This window comes from Oribacterium sp. Sow4_G1_1 (assembly GCF_052116105.1).
GTDB lineage: Bacteria > Bacillota > Clostridia > Lachnospirales > Lachnospiraceae > Oribacterium.
Genome location: NZ_JBQKLS010000010.1, coordinates 99,367 through 114,391, shown reverse-complemented (window position 1 = coordinate 114,391; position 15,025 = coordinate 99,367). Strand labels below are relative to the sequence as shown.

The window sequence follows — 15,025 nt, the reverse complement described above, 5'->3', positions numbered from 1 at the left end:
TGTCTGCGAAAAGAGCCTGATGTATGCCAGTCAGACACAGAAGCGACTGATCGATGACCACATGGTCAGTTATGTGGCAGAACACGAAATGCTTGTTGTGAATGAGTAAGCAAATGCCGCCGAAGGTGATCTCCGGCGGCGATAACCCATACGACATTCATGACGCAAAGTTGAGCAGTTCAGCGACAGCTCATGAGAGCAGCTCCGTGACAGCTCATGAAATCAGCAACATGATGGCATGAAAACGGGAGGATTTTATGGAAAACAGATTAAAACTTCCGGTGGGGATCGAAAATTTTGAAGAGATTCGAAGAAACCAGTATTACTATATCGATAAAACAAAACTGATTGAGCAGCTGTTTGACAGTCTCGGAAAGGTGAGTCTGTTCACGCGTCCGCGTCGCTTTGGAAAGACTCTGAATATGAGTATGCTGAAGAGTTTTTTCGAGATTGGTACAGATCCGTCACTGTTTGATGGACTCTATATTTCGAAAAATCAGGATCTGTGTAAACAGCATCTGGGGCAGTACCCGGTTGTTTTCCTGTCTTTAAAGGGCGTGGAGGGTTTGAGTTTTTCGGAAGCCAGACGGAGATGCATTCAGTTGATCAAGAGAGAAGCAGAGCGATTCTATGTGTTGAAGGACAGCCAGCGCCTGCTCGATATTGATAAAAAAAGGTATCGTGAGCTTCTTGAAATGAAGGACCAGCCTGAAGAGGTAGAGATCATCATGTCCTCCATCAAAACATTGTCTGATCTCCTGTATAAGCATTACCGTAAAAAGGCGGTCATTCTCATCGACGAGTACGATGTACCGCTCGATAAGGCATTTCAGTATGGCTATTACAGAGAAATGCTCCACTTTATACGTGGACTGTTAGGCGAAGTCTTAAAAACGAATGACTCACTTGCGTTCGCTGTCCTGACAGGTTGCCTCCGCGTTTCGAAGGAAAGTATTTTTACCGGTCTCAACAACTTTAAAATTCTATCGATCACCGATACACGCTTCGATGAACAATTTGGATTTACAGATACGGAGGTGCGGACGTTACTTTCTGATTATCAGATGGAAGATCGTTTTGCAGAAGTGAAGGAGTGGTACGACGGCTATCACTTCGGAAATGCAGATGTTTACTGTCCGTGGGATGTTGTAAACTTCGTGGACCGCGCGAAGGATGATCGAGAGGCAAGGCCGGAAGCGTACTGGATCAATACGAGCGGAAACGACCTCGTGAAGCGCTTTATCGATAAAGCGAATAAAACAACGAAGAGTGAGATCGAACGTCTGATCAACGGGGAAGCCATCGAAAAGGAGCTTCGCCTGGAACTCACATATGAAGAGATCGATCAGAGCATCGAGAACCTCTGGAGTGTACTTTTTACGACGGGGTACCTGACACAAACTGGAAGACCGAAGGATGGCGCTTATCGCCTGATTATTCCGAATCGGGAAGTGCGCGAAGTCTTCAGACTTCAAATCAACGAATGGTTTAAGAAATCCATCTTCAGTAACACAGAGCGCCTGACTGCATTCTGGAAAGCTTTTGAAGAAGGTGATACCGAAGGTGTCGAGCAGTATCTGAACCGGATACTCAGTAATTCCATCAGTGTTTTCGATACGAAAGCAAGAAAGGAAGAAAAGGAAAGCTCCTATCATAACCTTCTCGTCGGGATCCTTACCGAAAATGCAGACTGGCTTGTGAAGTCAAACGTTGAAGCTGGAGAAGGATTTGCAGATATCATCGTGGAAACGGATGATCCGGATGCGGGGATCGTCGTGGAACTAAAGTATACGAAGAACTTTGACGAGTTGAAGGCGGCGTCTCGGAAGGCCCTTGACCAGATTCGGGACCGTCGTTATCAGGAGTATCTTCTGAACGATGATCGGAAGAACATCCGGCTGTATGGGATCGCCTTCTGTAAGAAACGGTGCTGTGCAATCAGTGAAAAACTGTGAGATGCTGAGACGAAAGAAAGAGGACGGACTCCCTCTATAGTTATGAAGCCGGGGTGATGTTCACTCCGGTTTTTTGATACCGTAAATATGAAAACGGGGCACTATGTGGCGATATTTTTGCAAAAAACGGGGCAAACGGGGAGAACTGCGGTTGCAAAAACGGGGCACTATGTGGCGATATTTTTGCGAAAAACGGGGCAAACGAGGAGGGCTACTGTTGTAAAAACGGGGCAGTTTTTATATGATGAGGACAGAGCTGAACTGGTAAAGAGAAAGGATTTGATATGAATCAGAGTGATCAGCGGAATATTTCCATGATGATGGATCTCTATGAGATGACGATGGCGAACGGTTATTTCCAGGATCCGGGGGCGGAGGACCTGGTGACCTTCGACGTGTTCTACCGGAAGAATCCGGATGGTGCGGGCTTCGCGATCTTCGCGGGGCTCGAGCAGGTGCTGGACTACCTCGAGGGGATGCACTTCGATGATACGGATGTCGCGTACCTTCGCTCACTTCATATCTATGCGGAGGATTTTCTCGACTGGCTGCGGGATTTTCGCTTCCGTGGCACCGTGCGGGCGCTGCCGGAGGGCAGCATCATGTACCCGAATGAGCCGATCCTCACGGTGGAGGCGCCGCTCATCGACGCACAGCTGGTGGAGACAGCGATTCTCGCGCAGGTGAATCACCAGTCCCTCATCGCGACGAAGACGAACCGCATCGTCCGCTCGGCAGAGGGCCGGCTGGTGGCGGACTTCGGCGCGCGTCGGGCGCACAATGTTGACGCCGCGGTGTATGGTGCCCGGGCCGCCTACATTGGCGGTGCCGCAAGTACGGCGACGATGCTGGCCGGGGAGATGTTCGGCATCCCGGTGAGCGGGACGATGGCGCACAGCTGGGTGATGTACCACGATGACGAGTACACGGCGTTTAAGCACTTCGCGGAGATCTATCCGGATAATTCGGTGCTGCTCGTCGACACCTACGATGTGCTGGTGTCCGGTGTGCCGAATGCGATTCGCGTGGCGAAGGAGGTGCTGATGCCGATGGGGAAGCGGCTGAAGGGCATCCGGCTCGATTCCGGTGACCTCGCGTATCTGTCGAAGAAGGCGCGGAAGATGCTCGACGCAGCGGGGCTCGAGGACTGTATCATCGTGGCGTCGAACAGCCTCGATGAGTTTACGATCCACTCGCTGCTCGAGCAGGGCGCGTGCATCGATTCCTTCGGTGTCGGCGAGCGGCTGATCACAGCGAAGAGCGATCCGGTGTTCGGCGCGGTGTATAAGCTGGTGGCGGTGAACAGGGATAAGGTCTGCTTACCGAAGATCAAGGTGTCCGAGACCTTCGAGAAGATCACGAATCCGGGGCAGAAGCGCGTATGGCGTGTCTATAATCCAGATGGCTACGCGGTCGCGGATCTGATCACGATGGCGGACGAGGTGCCGGATCCATCGCAGCCGATCCCGTATGTGGATCCGGAGAAGCCGTGGAAGTCGATGGCCTTCACGGACTGCACGGTGCGTGAGCTGCAGGAGACCGTCATGGTCGACGGACGGCGGACGAAGCCGTCTCCATCCATCGAGCAGGTGCGGAGCTACGTGAAGCAGCAGCTCGAGCGGGAGATCTGGCCGGAGGAGCAGCGACTCGAGAATCCGCACACGCACTACCTCGACATGAGCCCGGCGTACTACCAGATGAAGATGGAGCTGCTGAAGGCAGCGCAGGCGACGAAGTGAGCTGAGTTTATAAAAATTTAATGGGGTCTGACCCCATTAAGAAATCATTACGAAAGTCTTAAGGCGATCGTAAGGGGGTCAGACCCCATAAAGTTCAGGGCCGGAGGGAACGCCGGTCCTCATTTTTTTCTTGACATGTGTAGCTTCGTTTTATATCATCTCACTATGGCACTTTACCATGCTACTATAATAAAGCATAGTAACAACTCCTATCATCAATTGTTATACCGAGATTCACGGCCATGTTGTATACTTATAGGAAACCATCGGGAGGTTCGAGATGTCCAGATTTTTAAGCAGTGCATACCGTACGCTGACGCAGTATACGCCGGGCGAGCAGCCGCAGGATAAGAAGTACATCAAGTTAAACACGAACGAGTCGCCGTTTCCGCCGGCGCCGGGGGTGATCGCGGCGGTCAATGCCTCCGAGGCGATGGACCTCCGGCTCTACTCGGACCCGGAGCTGAAGCCGCTGAAGGCGCAGCTCAGCGAAAGCTTCCAGGTGGATATGTCTGATGTATTCATTGGCAACGGCTCGGATGAGTGTCTGAACTATGCGTTCATGGCCTTCGGCGAGGACGGCTTCGCATTTCCGGACATCACCTACAGCTTCTATAAGGTGATCGCGCAGCTGAATCAGGTGACGACGGAGGTGAAGCCGCTGCGGGCGGACTTCACGATCGACCTCGCGGATTATCTCGGGCCGGAGACGCCGGACGGGGGTCATGCAGGTATCGGGAAAAACATCGTGATCCCGAACCCGAACGCACCGACCGGGATTCCGATTTCGCTCGACGCGATCGCTGCGCTCTGTGAGGCGAATGCAGACCACGTCGTGATGATCGACGAGGCCTATGTGGATTTCGCAGACCAGGCGATCAGTGCGGTGCCGCTCACAAAGAAGTATAAGAACCTGCTCGTGACGCAGACCTTTTCGAAGTCCCGCAGCATGGCGGGGGCTCGAGTCGGCTTCGCGATCGGTGATGCGGCACTGATTCAGGACATGGAGACGCTCCGGAACTCGAACAACCCGTACAACGTGAACCGCATCTCGATGAAGTGTGCGGTGGAGGCGCTCCGGGATACGGCATACTTCGAGGCGAACTGTGCGAAGATCCGTGCGAATCGTGCATGGACGCGGACAGAGCTGGAGAAGCTTGGCTTCCATGTGCTGGACAGCCAGACGAATTTCCTCTTCGCAGAGAGCCCGGCGATCTCCGGTAAGGAGCTCTACCTCCGCCTGAAGGATAACGGCGTGCTGGTGCGCCACTTCGATGATCCGAAGATCACGAATTTCAACCGCATCAGCATCGGCTCCGAGGAGGAGATGGCGCAGTTTATCGAGACCGTGCGGGACATCCTCACGTTCTGAGTTTATAAAAATTTAATGGGGTCTGACCCTATTAAGAAAATTTAATGAGGTCTGACCCCATTACGAAATTCTTAAGATGAGATTCAGGGAGTAGATATGAGAGTAGCAGAGATCAATCGGGTGACGAATGAGACGGATGTGCAGCTGTGGCTGGACCTCGATGGGGATGGCAAGGAGTCGGAGATCAAGACGGGGATCGGTTTCTTCGATCATATGATGACGCTGTTCAGCCGGCACTCGGGGATTCAGATGAATCTCACCTGCGAGGGGGATACCTGGGTCGACGATCATCATAGTGTGGAGGATATCGGCATCACGCTCGGGCAGGCGATGTCGGAGGCGCTCGGCGACCGGAAGGGGATTCGGCGCTATGCGAGCATGACGCTGCCGATGGATGAGGCGCTCATCCTCGTGGCGGTGGACATCAGCGGCCGTGGCGGCTTCTATGGTGAGATTCCGTTTAAGACGGAGAAGATCGGCAGCTTCGACACGGAGCTCGTGGTGGAGTTCTTCCAGGCCTTCGCGCTGAACGCCGGTATCACACTGCATATTCGAGAGCTCGCGGGCGAGAACAGCCATCACATCGCGGAGGGCTGCTTCAAGGGCCTCGCGCATGTGCTGCGGGAGGCGGTCGAGATCGACACGCGCTTCGCAAACGATATCCCGAGTACGAAGGGCGTACTCGCGAGCCCGACCGGGGAGTGATGTGTGTTGGCGGACAGCCCGCATTGGGCGATGACTACGCAGCGGACGAGGCATTGGCCACACGATACAACTGCACAGGGACGCATGGGGGCGGTGCAGGAAGGATGAACATGATGACGGAACAGAAACTGAATGAGCTTTACGAGCGCTTCGGCTACCGGAAGTTCAAGATGACGAAATTTGAGCCTTATGATCTCTACGCGGACAACCGGGATTTTCTGAAGTCCAGTCAGCTGATCACCTTCACGGACCTCGATGGTTCGTTGCTGGCGCTGAAGCCGGATGTGACGCTCAGCATCATCAAGTCGAACCTCGGCGGGGAGGAAAAGGTCTACTACAACGAGACGGTCTACCGTCCGAAGGACAGTCACTACCGCGAGATCCTGCAGTCGGGCATCGAGTGCATCGGACAGATCGACGCGTATTCGGAGGCCGAGGTGATCGCGCTCGCGGCGGAGTCGCTGAAGCTGATCGGGGAGCGCTTCGTGATCCGCGTGTCGGATGCGGCCTTCCTGCAGGAGATGTTCGCGACGATGGGCCTCACGGACAGCACCATCGCGGAGGCGCTGCGTCTCTTCTCGATGAAGAACACGGCGGGCTTCGATGCGCTGGTGCGCGAGGGGAAGCTCACGGAGGCGAGTGCGCGGACGCTGAAGTTGCTCGCGGATCTGTACCGGCCGTTCCGGGAGGGGGCTGCCGAGCTTCACTCCTTTGCGATTTCCAATGCTTCTGCCCAGATGGCAGATCACCTCGCGAAGCTCTGTGATATCCTCGAGGCCTTCGGTGTGCTCCAGTACGTCTATCTCGATTTCTCCCTGGTGAACTCCATGGATTATTACAACGGACTGATCTTCCAGGGTGCGGTCGAGGAGATCCCATTCACTGTGCTGTCGGGTGGACGCTATGATCGTCTCCCGGAGAAGATGGGGAAGAAGGTCGGCGCGATCGGCTTCGCCCTCGACCTTGATACCGTCGCAAACTATAGTCCAAAGCGCCGGGATGCCGACGTCGATGTGCTCGTGCTCTATGCGGCGGGCGACGAAGCGACGCGGGTGGCGGCGGTCATGCGGGCGCTCAGTGCGCGCGGCCTCCGGGTGCGGAGTCTCCGGATAGAGGAGCAGGCGCGCGTCGAGCATAAGATCACCGCGCGGCAGACACTGCGCCTCAGTGACGCGGAGGCGCTGGCGACGCGCGAGGATACAGTTTCGGATGGCGCGGTCTTAGGCGCAGCATGTGATGCTGTGCCGGGCGTGGAAGCATCGACCATGCGGACCGGTGAAATGAAAAACCACATCGGAGAAGGGAGCGGCTTAAAATGATCAATGTAGCACTGGCGAAAGGCCGCCTCGGCGATAAGACTTACTCGATGATGGCGAAGGCCGGCTTCGACTGTCCGGCGATCCTCGAGAAGAACCGGAAGCTCACCTTCGAGAATCCGGAGAAGGGCATCCGCTACTTCTGGGTGAAGCCGTCGGATGTCGAGATCTACGTCGAGCGTGGCGCGGCAGACATCGGCGTCTGCGGTGCGGACATCCTCCTCGAGTACGAGCCGGATGTGTACGAGCTGCTGGACCTCGGCTTCGGCAAGTGCCGCATGTGCGTGGCGGGCCCGAAGGATTTCTATGATAACGAGGAGCGGACGCTCCGGGTCGCGACGAAGTTTGCGCATGTGGCGAGCCGCTACTACGAGTCCATCGGTCGCGACATCGACATCATCAAGCTGAACGGTTCGATCGAGATCGCGCCGATCCTGGGCCTCAGCGATGTCATCTTCGATATCGTCGAGACGGGCAACACACTTCGGGAGAACGACCTCGAGGTGCTGACGGAGGTCGTGCCGATCAGTGCACGCCTCATCTGTAATAAGGTAAGCTACCAGTTCAAGCATGACGAGATCATGCGCTTACGGGACGGTCTCGCGGAGATCGTCGCGAGCGGCGAGAAGGTAGACGCCGTGAAGCTGGAGCATTAGGAGAAGAGACATGATTAAGATTTTCGAGATGGGAAAGATCAGAGACGAGGAGATTTTCGCGCGCTTCGAGCCGACCTCCAGCGTCGAGGATAGCGTAAAGGGCATCATCGCGCGCGTGCGTGCGGAGGGGGATGCGGCGCTGCGGGCGTACAGCGCGGAGTTCGACCACGTCGACGTCGAGGATTTCCTTGTGAGTACGGCGGAGATCGAGGCGGCGCTCGCGAAGGTGGAGCCGGGCTTCATCGCGGTGCTCGAGGAGGCGGCGGCCAATATCCGTGCCTTCCACAGTAAACAGGTGCGGAACAGCTTCATCATGGCGGACAAGCCGGGCGTGATCCTCGGGCAGCGGGTGATCCCACTCGAGAAGGTCGGCCTCTATGTGCCGGGCGGCACGGCGGCGTATCCGTCGACGGTGCTGATGGATGCGATTCCGGCGAAGATCGCGGGCGTCGAGGAGATCGTCATGGTGACCCCACCGAACAAGGAGGGCTCGGTCAATCCGTACATCCTGGCGGCGGCGCATGTCGCAGGCGTGGGCCGGATCTTCAAGGTCGGTGGCGCGCAGGCGGTGGCGGCGCTTGCATATGGCACGGCGTCGATTCCACGCGTCGATAAGATCGTGGGTCCGGGCAATGCCTTCGTCGCCGAGGCGAAGAAGCAGGTGTTCGGACAGGTTGGGATCGATATGATCGCCGGTCCGTCGGAGGTGTTGGTGCTCGCGGACGGCAAGTCGGATCCGCGCTTCGTGGCGGCGGATCTGCTGAGCCAGGCAGAGCACGATAAGAATGCGTCGGCGGTGCTCATCACGGATTCCATGGCGCTCGCCGAGGCGGTGCAGCAGGAACTCGAAGTACAGCTCGCGAAGCTGAAGCGGGAGGAGATCGCGCGGGCGTCCATCGATCACAACGGAAAGATCATCGTCGCCCATGACCTCCGTGAGGGTATCGACGCGGCGAACCGCATCGCTCCGGAGCACATGGAGGTGTGCGTAGACCAGCCGTTTGACTACCTGCCGCTCATCAAGAACGCCGGCTCCGTCTTCCTCGGCCGTTACAATGCCGAGCCAACCGGTGACTACTTCGCTGGCCCGAACCACACGCTGCCGACCTCCGGGACGGCACGCTTCTACAGCCCGCTCGGTGTCGACGACTTCGTGAAGAAGATGCAGTACAGCTACTACACGAAGGACGCCCTCGAACAGGACTACGATAAGATCTCCATGTTCGCGAATAAGGAAGGGCTCACCGCCCACGCCCGTGCTGTGGACATCCGCTTCGGGAAAGAAGACCGGGATTGAGTCGGATTTTTCATAAGGCAGACCGGGATTCAGGCAGGTTCTGCTCCAATCCTGCAGATTTTTCGCAAAACAGCATTAAATAGATGAGATGACATTATCTATTTTGAAATTTGACACAATAAGGTACTTTTAAAAATTTCGACATTACCTGGTTTGACGCAATAAAGGTTCTAAAGAAATATTGACATTATATTTGACGCAATAGAGCTTGTTTAAAAATAATGACATTAGCTATATCCTTAAATATTTTGCATATGTGTAAGAATTTAACGATAGAGGTAATGTCGAATTTTTCAAAAGGCATGTATTGCGTCAAACTTGAAATTACATAATGTCATTCATTCTATAATATGCAGTATTGCGAAAAAGGAAGTACCAGAAAAACCGATTGGGAAAATCAGATTGAAAGGACGACTATGATTGCAATCATCGATTATGGCGTGGGAAATCTCTTCTCGCTGCAGAGCTCTCTCAGAGCGATCGGCGAGGAGGTGGTGGTGACGGCGGATCAGGAGGTCATCCGGCAGGCGGATCATGTGATCCTGCCGGGGGTCGGTGCGTTCGGTGACGCCGTGCAGAAGCTGCGCGACTGCGGGCTCTTCGATTTCGTGAAGGCGCAGGCGGCGACGGGGAAGCCGTTTCTCGGGATCTGCCTCGGCATGCAGCTGCTGTTCGACCGCTCCCTCGAGTATGGAGAGCATGAGGGCCTCGGGCTGATCCCGGGTGAGGTGCGTCCAATCGAGGGCGTGATCCCGGCGCATCTCGACATCCCGCACATGGGCTGGAATGCGTTGCACTTCATCGATCATCCGGAGACCGCCTGTGCATCCAAGGATAAACAGACATCGTCGACGGACCCGGCTTCATCGGATGAGGGTACAGATAAGGTGCAGATTCCGGAGGATGCATCCGGTCGCTGCCCGCTCTTCCGCGATCTCACGGAGGGCGACTGTGTGTACTTCGTGCACAGCTTCGCGGCCTTCGACTGTGACGCGCATCTGACGGCGACCGCGGAGTACGGTGTGCCGCTGACCGCCGCAGTTCAGAAGGGCAATGTCTATGGCACGCAGTTTCACCCGGAGAAGAGCGGGGCTGTCGGCCTGAAGATCCTGAAGGCGTTTGCTGCACTGTGAGGAGGAACTATGCTGCTGTTTCCAGCGATTGATTTATATGACCATAAGGTAGTACGGCTTCTGAAGGGCGACTACCAGAAGATGACAGTGTACAGCGAGGACCCGGTGGCGACAGCCCGGGGCATCGAGGCGGACGGCGGACGCTGGCTGCATCTCGTGGACCTCGAGGGCGCGAAGGACGGCACGACGCCGAACTTCGATGTGGTGGCGGCAATCTGCCATGAGACGAAGCTCCAGGTGGAGATCGGCGGTGGGATCCGCAGTCTCGAGATGATCGAGCGCTATCTGAATGCCGGTGTCGCGCGGGTCATCCTCGGCACGAAGGCCGTGACGGATGAGGATTTCCTGCGGGATGCGGTGGGGCGCTGGGGCGACCGGATCGCCGTGGGCGTCGACGTGAAGGATGGCCGGGTGGCCGTCAAGGGCTGGGTCGAGGTCCTCGATGTCGATATGTTCGACTTCCTGTGGAAGCTGCGAAGCCTCGGTGTGAAGACCGCGATCGTCACGGATATCTCGAAGGACGGCGCGATGAAGGGCACGAATCTGCCGTTGTATGAGCGCCTGAGCTGGCTTGACGGCATCGACATCACCGCGTCCGGCGGCGTGTCGACGCTCGAGGACATCCGGGCACTCCGCGACATGGGGCTCTATGGCGCGATTCTCGGCAAGGCGATGTACAACGGCACCATCAAGCTGAAGGATGCGCTGGACGTCGCACGCGGATGATGTGTCGGGCAGTAGGGATGCTTTGGCAGGCGACATCGGGAGATCGGTGAAGTCTTGCTGACAGAACGCAGCGGACGGTGCCTGTGAAAGTGCATTGGCCGAAGGCAGATGATGAGGTAACAGAGATGATTACGAAACGAATTATTCCGTGCCTGGATGTGCGCGACGGGCGCGTGGTGAAGGGCGTCAATTTCGAGGGACTGCGCGATGTGAGCAGCCCGGTGGAGCTCGGGAAATACTACAGCGATGCGGGCGCGGATGAGCTCGTGTTCTATGACATCACCGCGAGCTTCGAGGGGCGGAAGCTCTTCACGGACATCCTGACCGCGGTCGCGCGGCAGATTTTCATCCCGCTGACCGTGGGCGGCGGCATCAACACCGTCGATGATTTCGACCGTGTGCTGAAGTGCGGTGCTGATAAGGTGTCGGTGAATTCGGGCGCGATCAAGAATCCGGATCTCATCAATGCAGCGGCAGAGAAGTACGGTAATCAGTGTGTGGTGCTGTCGGTGGATGCGAAGCGCGTGGACGGAAGCTATCATGTGTTCCTGAACGGCGGACGCATCGATACCGGCATGGATGCACTCGAGTGGATCCGGGATGGCGTGAAACGTGGTGCGGGTGAGGTCGTGCTGAACTCGATCGACACCGACGGGGTGAAGCAGGGCTTCGACCTCGAGATGCTCGCGGCGGTGAATCAGCTCGTGAAGGTGCCGGTCATCGCATCCGGCGGTGCCGGCTCCATCGAGGATTTCGTGACACTGTTTCACGAGATTCCGGACATCTCTGCCGGCCTCGCCGCCTCGATCTTCCACTTCGGTGAGGTGAAAATCGAAGACCTGAAGGCGAGACTCCAGGCGGAAGGCATCCCGGTCAGACGTTGATTCACAGTAAAGATGGGGGCACATTTTGAAGTGTACATTCAGAGTGTTGCTTCCATTTTTTACGTTCTATAGTACAATGTTGACAGCGTATCACAGATGAGGAGAGGGCAGGAATGGCAGTCGAAACATTTGATATTGAGAAGGTGAAGTTTGACGAGAAGGGGCTGGTGCCGTGCATCGTACAGGATGTCGAGACGAAGCGCGTGCTGACGCTGGCGTACATGAACAGGGAGTCGCTTCGTATCACACTGGAGAAGGGGCTCACCTGCTTCTGGTCCCGCTCGCGGCAGGAGCTCTGGCTGAAGGGCGCGACGAGCGGAAACTACCAGCACATCGTGACGATGGAAGCGGACTGTGACCGTGACGCGATTCTCGTGCAGGTCCGGAAGGATGGCCCGGCGTGCCACCGCGGGAATGACAGCTGTTTCGATGATTCTTTATATAAAGAATGGGCGGAGAACCGACCGGAAGTATCGGGGGAAAAGCCGTGCGGGAAGTGAGAAGCTGACGGCAGAGGCATTGATCGAAGAAAATGAGATGTGGGGAAGAAGAGATGGATTCAAAAGACGAGCGAATGGATATATATGACAGCGAGAAGCGCCGGACGGGCCGTGTCGTGCCGCGTAGCAGCTTCCTGCAGGCGGGCGAGTTCATGCTCTACGTGCTGGCGCTGATCGAGCGGCCGTCGGACGGGCGTTTTCTCATCACGCAGCGTGCGCGCACGAAGAAGTGGGCGGCGGGGGCCTGGGAGATTTCCGGTGGCGGGGCGCTGGCAGGCGAGGACAGCTTCACCGCGGTGACGCGCGAGGTGCGCGAGGAGACCGGACTCGATATTTCAGCGGTGCCGGCGGTGATGCGGACGCCGATCTACGGGTACCGCAACGAGGACCTGAAGCGCGGCGACAACTATTTCGTCGATATCTATCATGTGAAGCTGGAGTTCGCGGATGCGGACGTGACGATCGAGCAGTCGGAGGCCATCGACTTCCGCATGGCGACGATGGACGAGATCCGCGCGCTGCACGAGGCGGATGAATTCCTGCACTATCAGCGGATTCAGGAAGCACTCGCGGCGGAGAAGAAGGTGACGCAGGCATGATGTCTGGCTTTTGAAGGAAACGTGCCTGCGGTTCATGATGGTGAATTTCGGGAGTGTAGGCATGTTCTGCGGTATTTTCAGGTATCATGCCTGCCAGGCGAGTACCAAGGGGCAAAATCTGTGGGAGAACGAAGAGCTGTACATGGAAGAGTTTATCAAGGAAAAGAAAACAGTTTATAAAACGCGGGACCCGCTCGGGCAGTCGATCGAGGTCTGTGAGGGGCTCTACAACGAGGAACACATGCGGCTGCTGCTCGTCGATGGGGCGATGCAGTCGGCGCAGTACCTGGATCCGCTGCGTCCGGATGAGCTCGCGTTCGAGTATATGCGCGAGTTCGAGTGGGCGTTCCGCCTGCATCCGTCGGCGCAGCGGGTACTGCTGATCGGGGGCGGCGGCTTTGCCTACCCTCGGTTTTTTCTGAAGCAGTATCCGGAGAAGTCGATCGACGTGGTGGAGCTTAGCCCGACGATCGTCGAGGTCGCGCGGGATTATTTCGGTCTGCGCGCGCTGGAGGCACAGTATTCGGACCGACTCCGCGTCATCGTCGGCGACGGCCACCGATATCTGGAAAAACTGTCCGCAACCTTTGCCGCTACGGATGCGTCTGTGAGGGTGGCCAATGCAGGCGACCGCGAGGCTCATACCGCTGCGGAGGAAGATTCACTCCGCTACGACGCCATCCTGAACGATGCATATATCGGCTATAAGTCGAGCGCATCCATGCAGGCGTCGGCGCAGCTGTTCCACCAGTGCCTCACGGATGGTGGCCTCTACGCCGCCAATATGGTGACGGCGCTTCGTGGCCTCCACTCGATTCAGATGCGCCGTGAGCGGAAGAATTTTCAGAAGGTGTTCGCATACACCTTTCTCATGCAGTGCGACGACGAGATCAGTCTATTCGTGCCGCAGAACAACATTTTCTTCGCTTCGGATACGGCATTTGAGATGTGACAGGAGTTCTCATGGGAAACTTAAAAGCAAATTATCATACGCATACCACCTTCTGTGATGGCTCCGACGCGGCGGAGGCCGTGGTGCAGGAGGCGCTTCGAAAGGGATTCACGCATCTCGGCTTCAGCGGGCATATGGACCCGGGCGTCTCGATGGACTACGCGGCCTACGCACAGGAAATCTGCCGTCTGCAGGTGGCGTACCGCGACCGAATCGATATCCTCCGAGGTGCGGAGCTGGACAATGTCTACGACCCGTCCTGTGTGACCGGTGCGGAGGTGCCCGACAGCGCGGGGGCGCTGCCCGACGCCCTGGGGACTTCTGCGGGTGAAGCTTTCGGTGCGGAATACACCATCGGTTCGACGCATTTCGTGCCGTTGCCTGGCTCTTCTGTGTGGTCGACACCGGCTGCCTTCGGGACGCACCGTGAGGGCTCCGAAAACTGGGATCTGATCGGCGTGGATGGAGACATTGGCATGCTCCATGACCAGTGCAGGCAGTACTATGGCGGCGACTTCTACGCCCTGTCCGCGGACTACTACCGCTTCGAGGCGATGGTGGCGACACGGCTGCACCCGACGTTTATCGGGCACTTCGATCTGATCACGCGCTTCAATGATCTCTCGCGCGCAGATGGTGGCCACTTCCTCGATGAGATGAGTGAGCGTTACCTTCTGCCGGCGCGGCGAGCCATGGAGGCGCTCGTGCCGTACGGGCTGCCGTTTGAAATCAACTGCGGCGCAGTGAACCGCGGGCGGAAGAGGGAACTGTATCCACGACCGGAGCTGCTTCGGCATCTCCATGCGCTCGGCGGAGAGATCCTGATCTCCGCGGATGCGCATCAGAAGGAGCTGCTCGACGGCGGCTTCGAGGAGGCGATGGAGCTCGCACGCTGGGCAGGGTTCACGCACACAAACCTCCTCGTGCGTGCGGTGGGCGCCGATGATGCTTCTCGACCTGCGAAGAATACGAAGCCGGATGCGGGAGGAACACTGTACTGGCGGACGACGGCATTGAACGAATAGACAGAGGAAAGAATAGAATGGAAATCAGAAAAAGCAGGGTCGAGGACCTCGACCGGATGATGGAGAAAAAGGCAGGCGGATTGCTTTCGATTATGTAGTGAGCCAGACGCACTGAAAAACTGAGAACGCCCGGAATGTTTCCGGGCGTTTCGTATGCGAAGACCAG

At 56.8% G+C, this 15,025-nt stretch carries 14 protein-coding genes; all 14 read left to right on the top strand.

The features are described 5' to 3' along the window. The first annotated feature begins 257 nt into the window (after nucleotides 1–257). The 14 genes from ACTQ52_RS07980 to ACTQ52_RS07915 all read left to right on the top strand — a co-directional run bounded on the left by ACTQ52_RS07980 (nucleotide 258) and on the right by ACTQ52_RS07915 (nucleotide 14,859). Nucleotides 258–1,955: an AAA family ATPase gene (locus tag ACTQ52_RS07980; RefSeq protein WP_441982296.1), complete on the top strand. Its 1,698-nt coding sequence runs from the start codon at nucleotides 258–260 to the stop codon at nucleotides 1,953–1,955. Between the two features lie 284 nt (nucleotides 1,956–2,239). Then, nucleotides 2,240–3,694, top strand: a complete 1,455-nt coding sequence (locus tag ACTQ52_RS07975; RefSeq protein WP_441982295.1) for a nicotinate phosphoribosyltransferase — start codon at nucleotides 2,240–2,242, stop codon at nucleotides 3,692–3,694. Between the two features lie 280 nt (nucleotides 3,695–3,974). After that, complete coding sequence (gene hisC, locus ACTQ52_RS07970; RefSeq protein WP_441982294.1) at nucleotides 3,975–5,066, top strand: histidinol-phosphate transaminase; 1,092 nt, start codon at nucleotides 3,975–3,977, stop codon at nucleotides 5,064–5,066. Nucleotides 5,067–5,162: 96 nt separating this feature from the next. Continuing rightward, nucleotides 5,163–5,771, top strand: a complete 609-nt coding sequence (gene hisB / locus ACTQ52_RS07965) for an imidazoleglycerol-phosphate dehydratase HisB (protein ID WP_410043815.1) — start codon at nucleotides 5,163–5,165, stop codon at nucleotides 5,769–5,771. 110 nt (nucleotides 5,772–5,881) lie between these two features. Next, nucleotides 5,882–7,090, top strand: a complete 1,209-nt coding sequence (locus tag ACTQ52_RS07960; RefSeq protein WP_441982293.1) for an ATP phosphoribosyltransferase regulatory subunit — start codon at nucleotides 5,882–5,884, stop codon at nucleotides 7,088–7,090. Next, on the top strand, nucleotides 7,087–7,743 hold the full coding sequence (gene hisG, locus ACTQ52_RS07955) for an ATP phosphoribosyltransferase (RefSeq protein ID WP_441227303.1): 657 nt from the start codon (nucleotides 7,087–7,089) through the stop codon (nucleotides 7,741–7,743). Before ACTQ52_RS07960 ends, hisG begins: the two co-directional genes overlap by 4 nt. 10 nt (nucleotides 7,744–7,753) lie before the next feature. Then, nucleotides 7,754–9,040 (top strand): histidinol dehydrogenase, encoded by a 1,287-nt coding sequence (gene hisD, locus ACTQ52_RS07950; RefSeq protein WP_441982292.1) that lies wholly within the window; start codon nucleotides 7,754–7,756, stop codon nucleotides 9,038–9,040. A 416-nt stretch (nucleotides 9,041–9,456) separates the two neighbouring features. Beyond that, the gene (hisH, locus tag ACTQ52_RS07945; protein ID WP_441982291.1) at nucleotides 9,457–10,173 is read left to right on the top strand and encodes an imidazole glycerol phosphate synthase subunit HisH; all 717 of its coding nucleotides are present in this window, start codon (nucleotides 9,457–9,459) and stop codon (nucleotides 10,171–10,173) included. A 9-nt stretch (nucleotides 10,174–10,182) separates the two neighbouring features. Then, nucleotides 10,183–10,899: a 1-(5-phosphoribosyl)-5-[(5-phosphoribosylamino)methylideneamino]imidazole-4-carboxamide isomerase gene (hisA, locus tag ACTQ52_RS07940; protein ID WP_441982290.1), complete on the top strand. Its 717-nt coding sequence runs from the start codon at nucleotides 10,183–10,185 to the stop codon at nucleotides 10,897–10,899. A 125-nt stretch (nucleotides 10,900–11,024) separates the two neighbouring features. Next, nucleotides 11,025–11,783 (top strand): imidazole glycerol phosphate synthase subunit HisF, encoded by a 759-nt coding sequence (gene hisF / locus ACTQ52_RS07935; RefSeq protein ID WP_441982289.1) that lies wholly within the window; start codon nucleotides 11,025–11,027, stop codon nucleotides 11,781–11,783. A 113-nt stretch (nucleotides 11,784–11,896) separates the two neighbouring features. After that, on the top strand, nucleotides 11,897–12,283 hold the full coding sequence (gene hisI / locus ACTQ52_RS07930) for a phosphoribosyl-AMP cyclohydrolase (protein WP_441982288.1): 387 nt from the start codon (nucleotides 11,897–11,899) through the stop codon (nucleotides 12,281–12,283). Nucleotides 12,284–12,336: 53 nt separating this feature from the next. Continuing rightward, nucleotides 12,337–12,882: an NUDIX hydrolase gene (locus tag ACTQ52_RS07925; RefSeq protein WP_441982287.1), complete on the top strand. Its 546-nt coding sequence runs from the start codon at nucleotides 12,337–12,339 to the stop codon at nucleotides 12,880–12,882. 142 nt (nucleotides 12,883–13,024) lie between these two features. Further along, entirely contained in the window at nucleotides 13,025–13,834 is an 810-nt protein-coding gene (locus ACTQ52_RS07920; RefSeq protein ID WP_441227297.1) for a spermidine synthase, read from the top strand. Between the two features lie 11 nt (nucleotides 13,835–13,845). Further along, nucleotides 13,846–14,859, top strand: coding sequence for a PHP domain-containing protein (locus ACTQ52_RS07915; protein WP_441982286.1), 1,014 nt, complete (start codon nucleotides 13,846–13,848; stop codon nucleotides 14,857–14,859). The last annotated feature ends 166 nt before the right edge of the window (nucleotides 14,860–15,025 follow it).

What these genes read in the sequence shown, in the direction of transcription:
- ACTQ52_RS07980 (WP_441982296.1), top strand. Translation starts at nt 258, where the DNA reads ATGGAAAACAGATTAAAACTTCCGGTGGGGATCGAAAATTTTGAAGAG.
- ACTQ52_RS07975 (WP_441982295.1), top strand. Translation starts at nt 2,240, where the DNA reads ATGAATCAGAGTGATCAGCGGAATATTTCCATGATGATGGATCTCTAT.
- hisC (WP_441982294.1), top strand. Translation starts at nt 3,975, where the DNA reads ATGTCCAGATTTTTAAGCAGTGCATACCGTACGCTGACGCAGTATACG.
- hisB (WP_410043815.1), top strand. Translation starts at nt 5,163, where the DNA reads ATGAGAGTAGCAGAGATCAATCGGGTGACGAATGAGACGGATGTGCAG.
- ACTQ52_RS07960 (WP_441982293.1), top strand. Translation starts at nt 5,882, where the DNA reads ATGATGACGGAACAGAAACTGAATGAGCTTTACGAGCGCTTCGGCTAC.
- hisG (WP_441227303.1), top strand. Translation starts at nt 7,087, where the DNA reads ATGATCAATGTAGCACTGGCGAAAGGCCGCCTCGGCGATAAGACTTAC.
- hisD (WP_441982292.1), top strand. Translation starts at nt 7,754, where the DNA reads ATGATTAAGATTTTCGAGATGGGAAAGATCAGAGACGAGGAGATTTTC.
- hisH (WP_441982291.1), top strand. Translation starts at nt 9,457, where the DNA reads ATGATTGCAATCATCGATTATGGCGTGGGAAATCTCTTCTCGCTGCAG.
- hisA (WP_441982290.1), top strand. Translation starts at nt 10,183, where the DNA reads ATGCTGCTGTTTCCAGCGATTGATTTATATGACCATAAGGTAGTACGG.
- hisF (WP_441982289.1), top strand. Translation starts at nt 11,025, where the DNA reads ATGATTACGAAACGAATTATTCCGTGCCTGGATGTGCGCGACGGGCGC.
- hisI (WP_441982288.1), top strand. Translation starts at nt 11,897, where the DNA reads ATGGCAGTCGAAACATTTGATATTGAGAAGGTGAAGTTTGACGAGAAG.
- ACTQ52_RS07925 (WP_441982287.1), top strand. Translation starts at nt 12,337, where the DNA reads ATGGATTCAAAAGACGAGCGAATGGATATATATGACAGCGAGAAGCGC.
- ACTQ52_RS07920 (WP_441227297.1), top strand. Translation starts at nt 13,025, where the DNA reads ATGGAAGAGTTTATCAAGGAAAAGAAAACAGTTTATAAAACGCGGGAC.
- ACTQ52_RS07915 (WP_441982286.1), top strand. Translation starts at nt 13,846, where the DNA reads ATGGGAAACTTAAAAGCAAATTATCATACGCATACCACCTTCTGTGAT.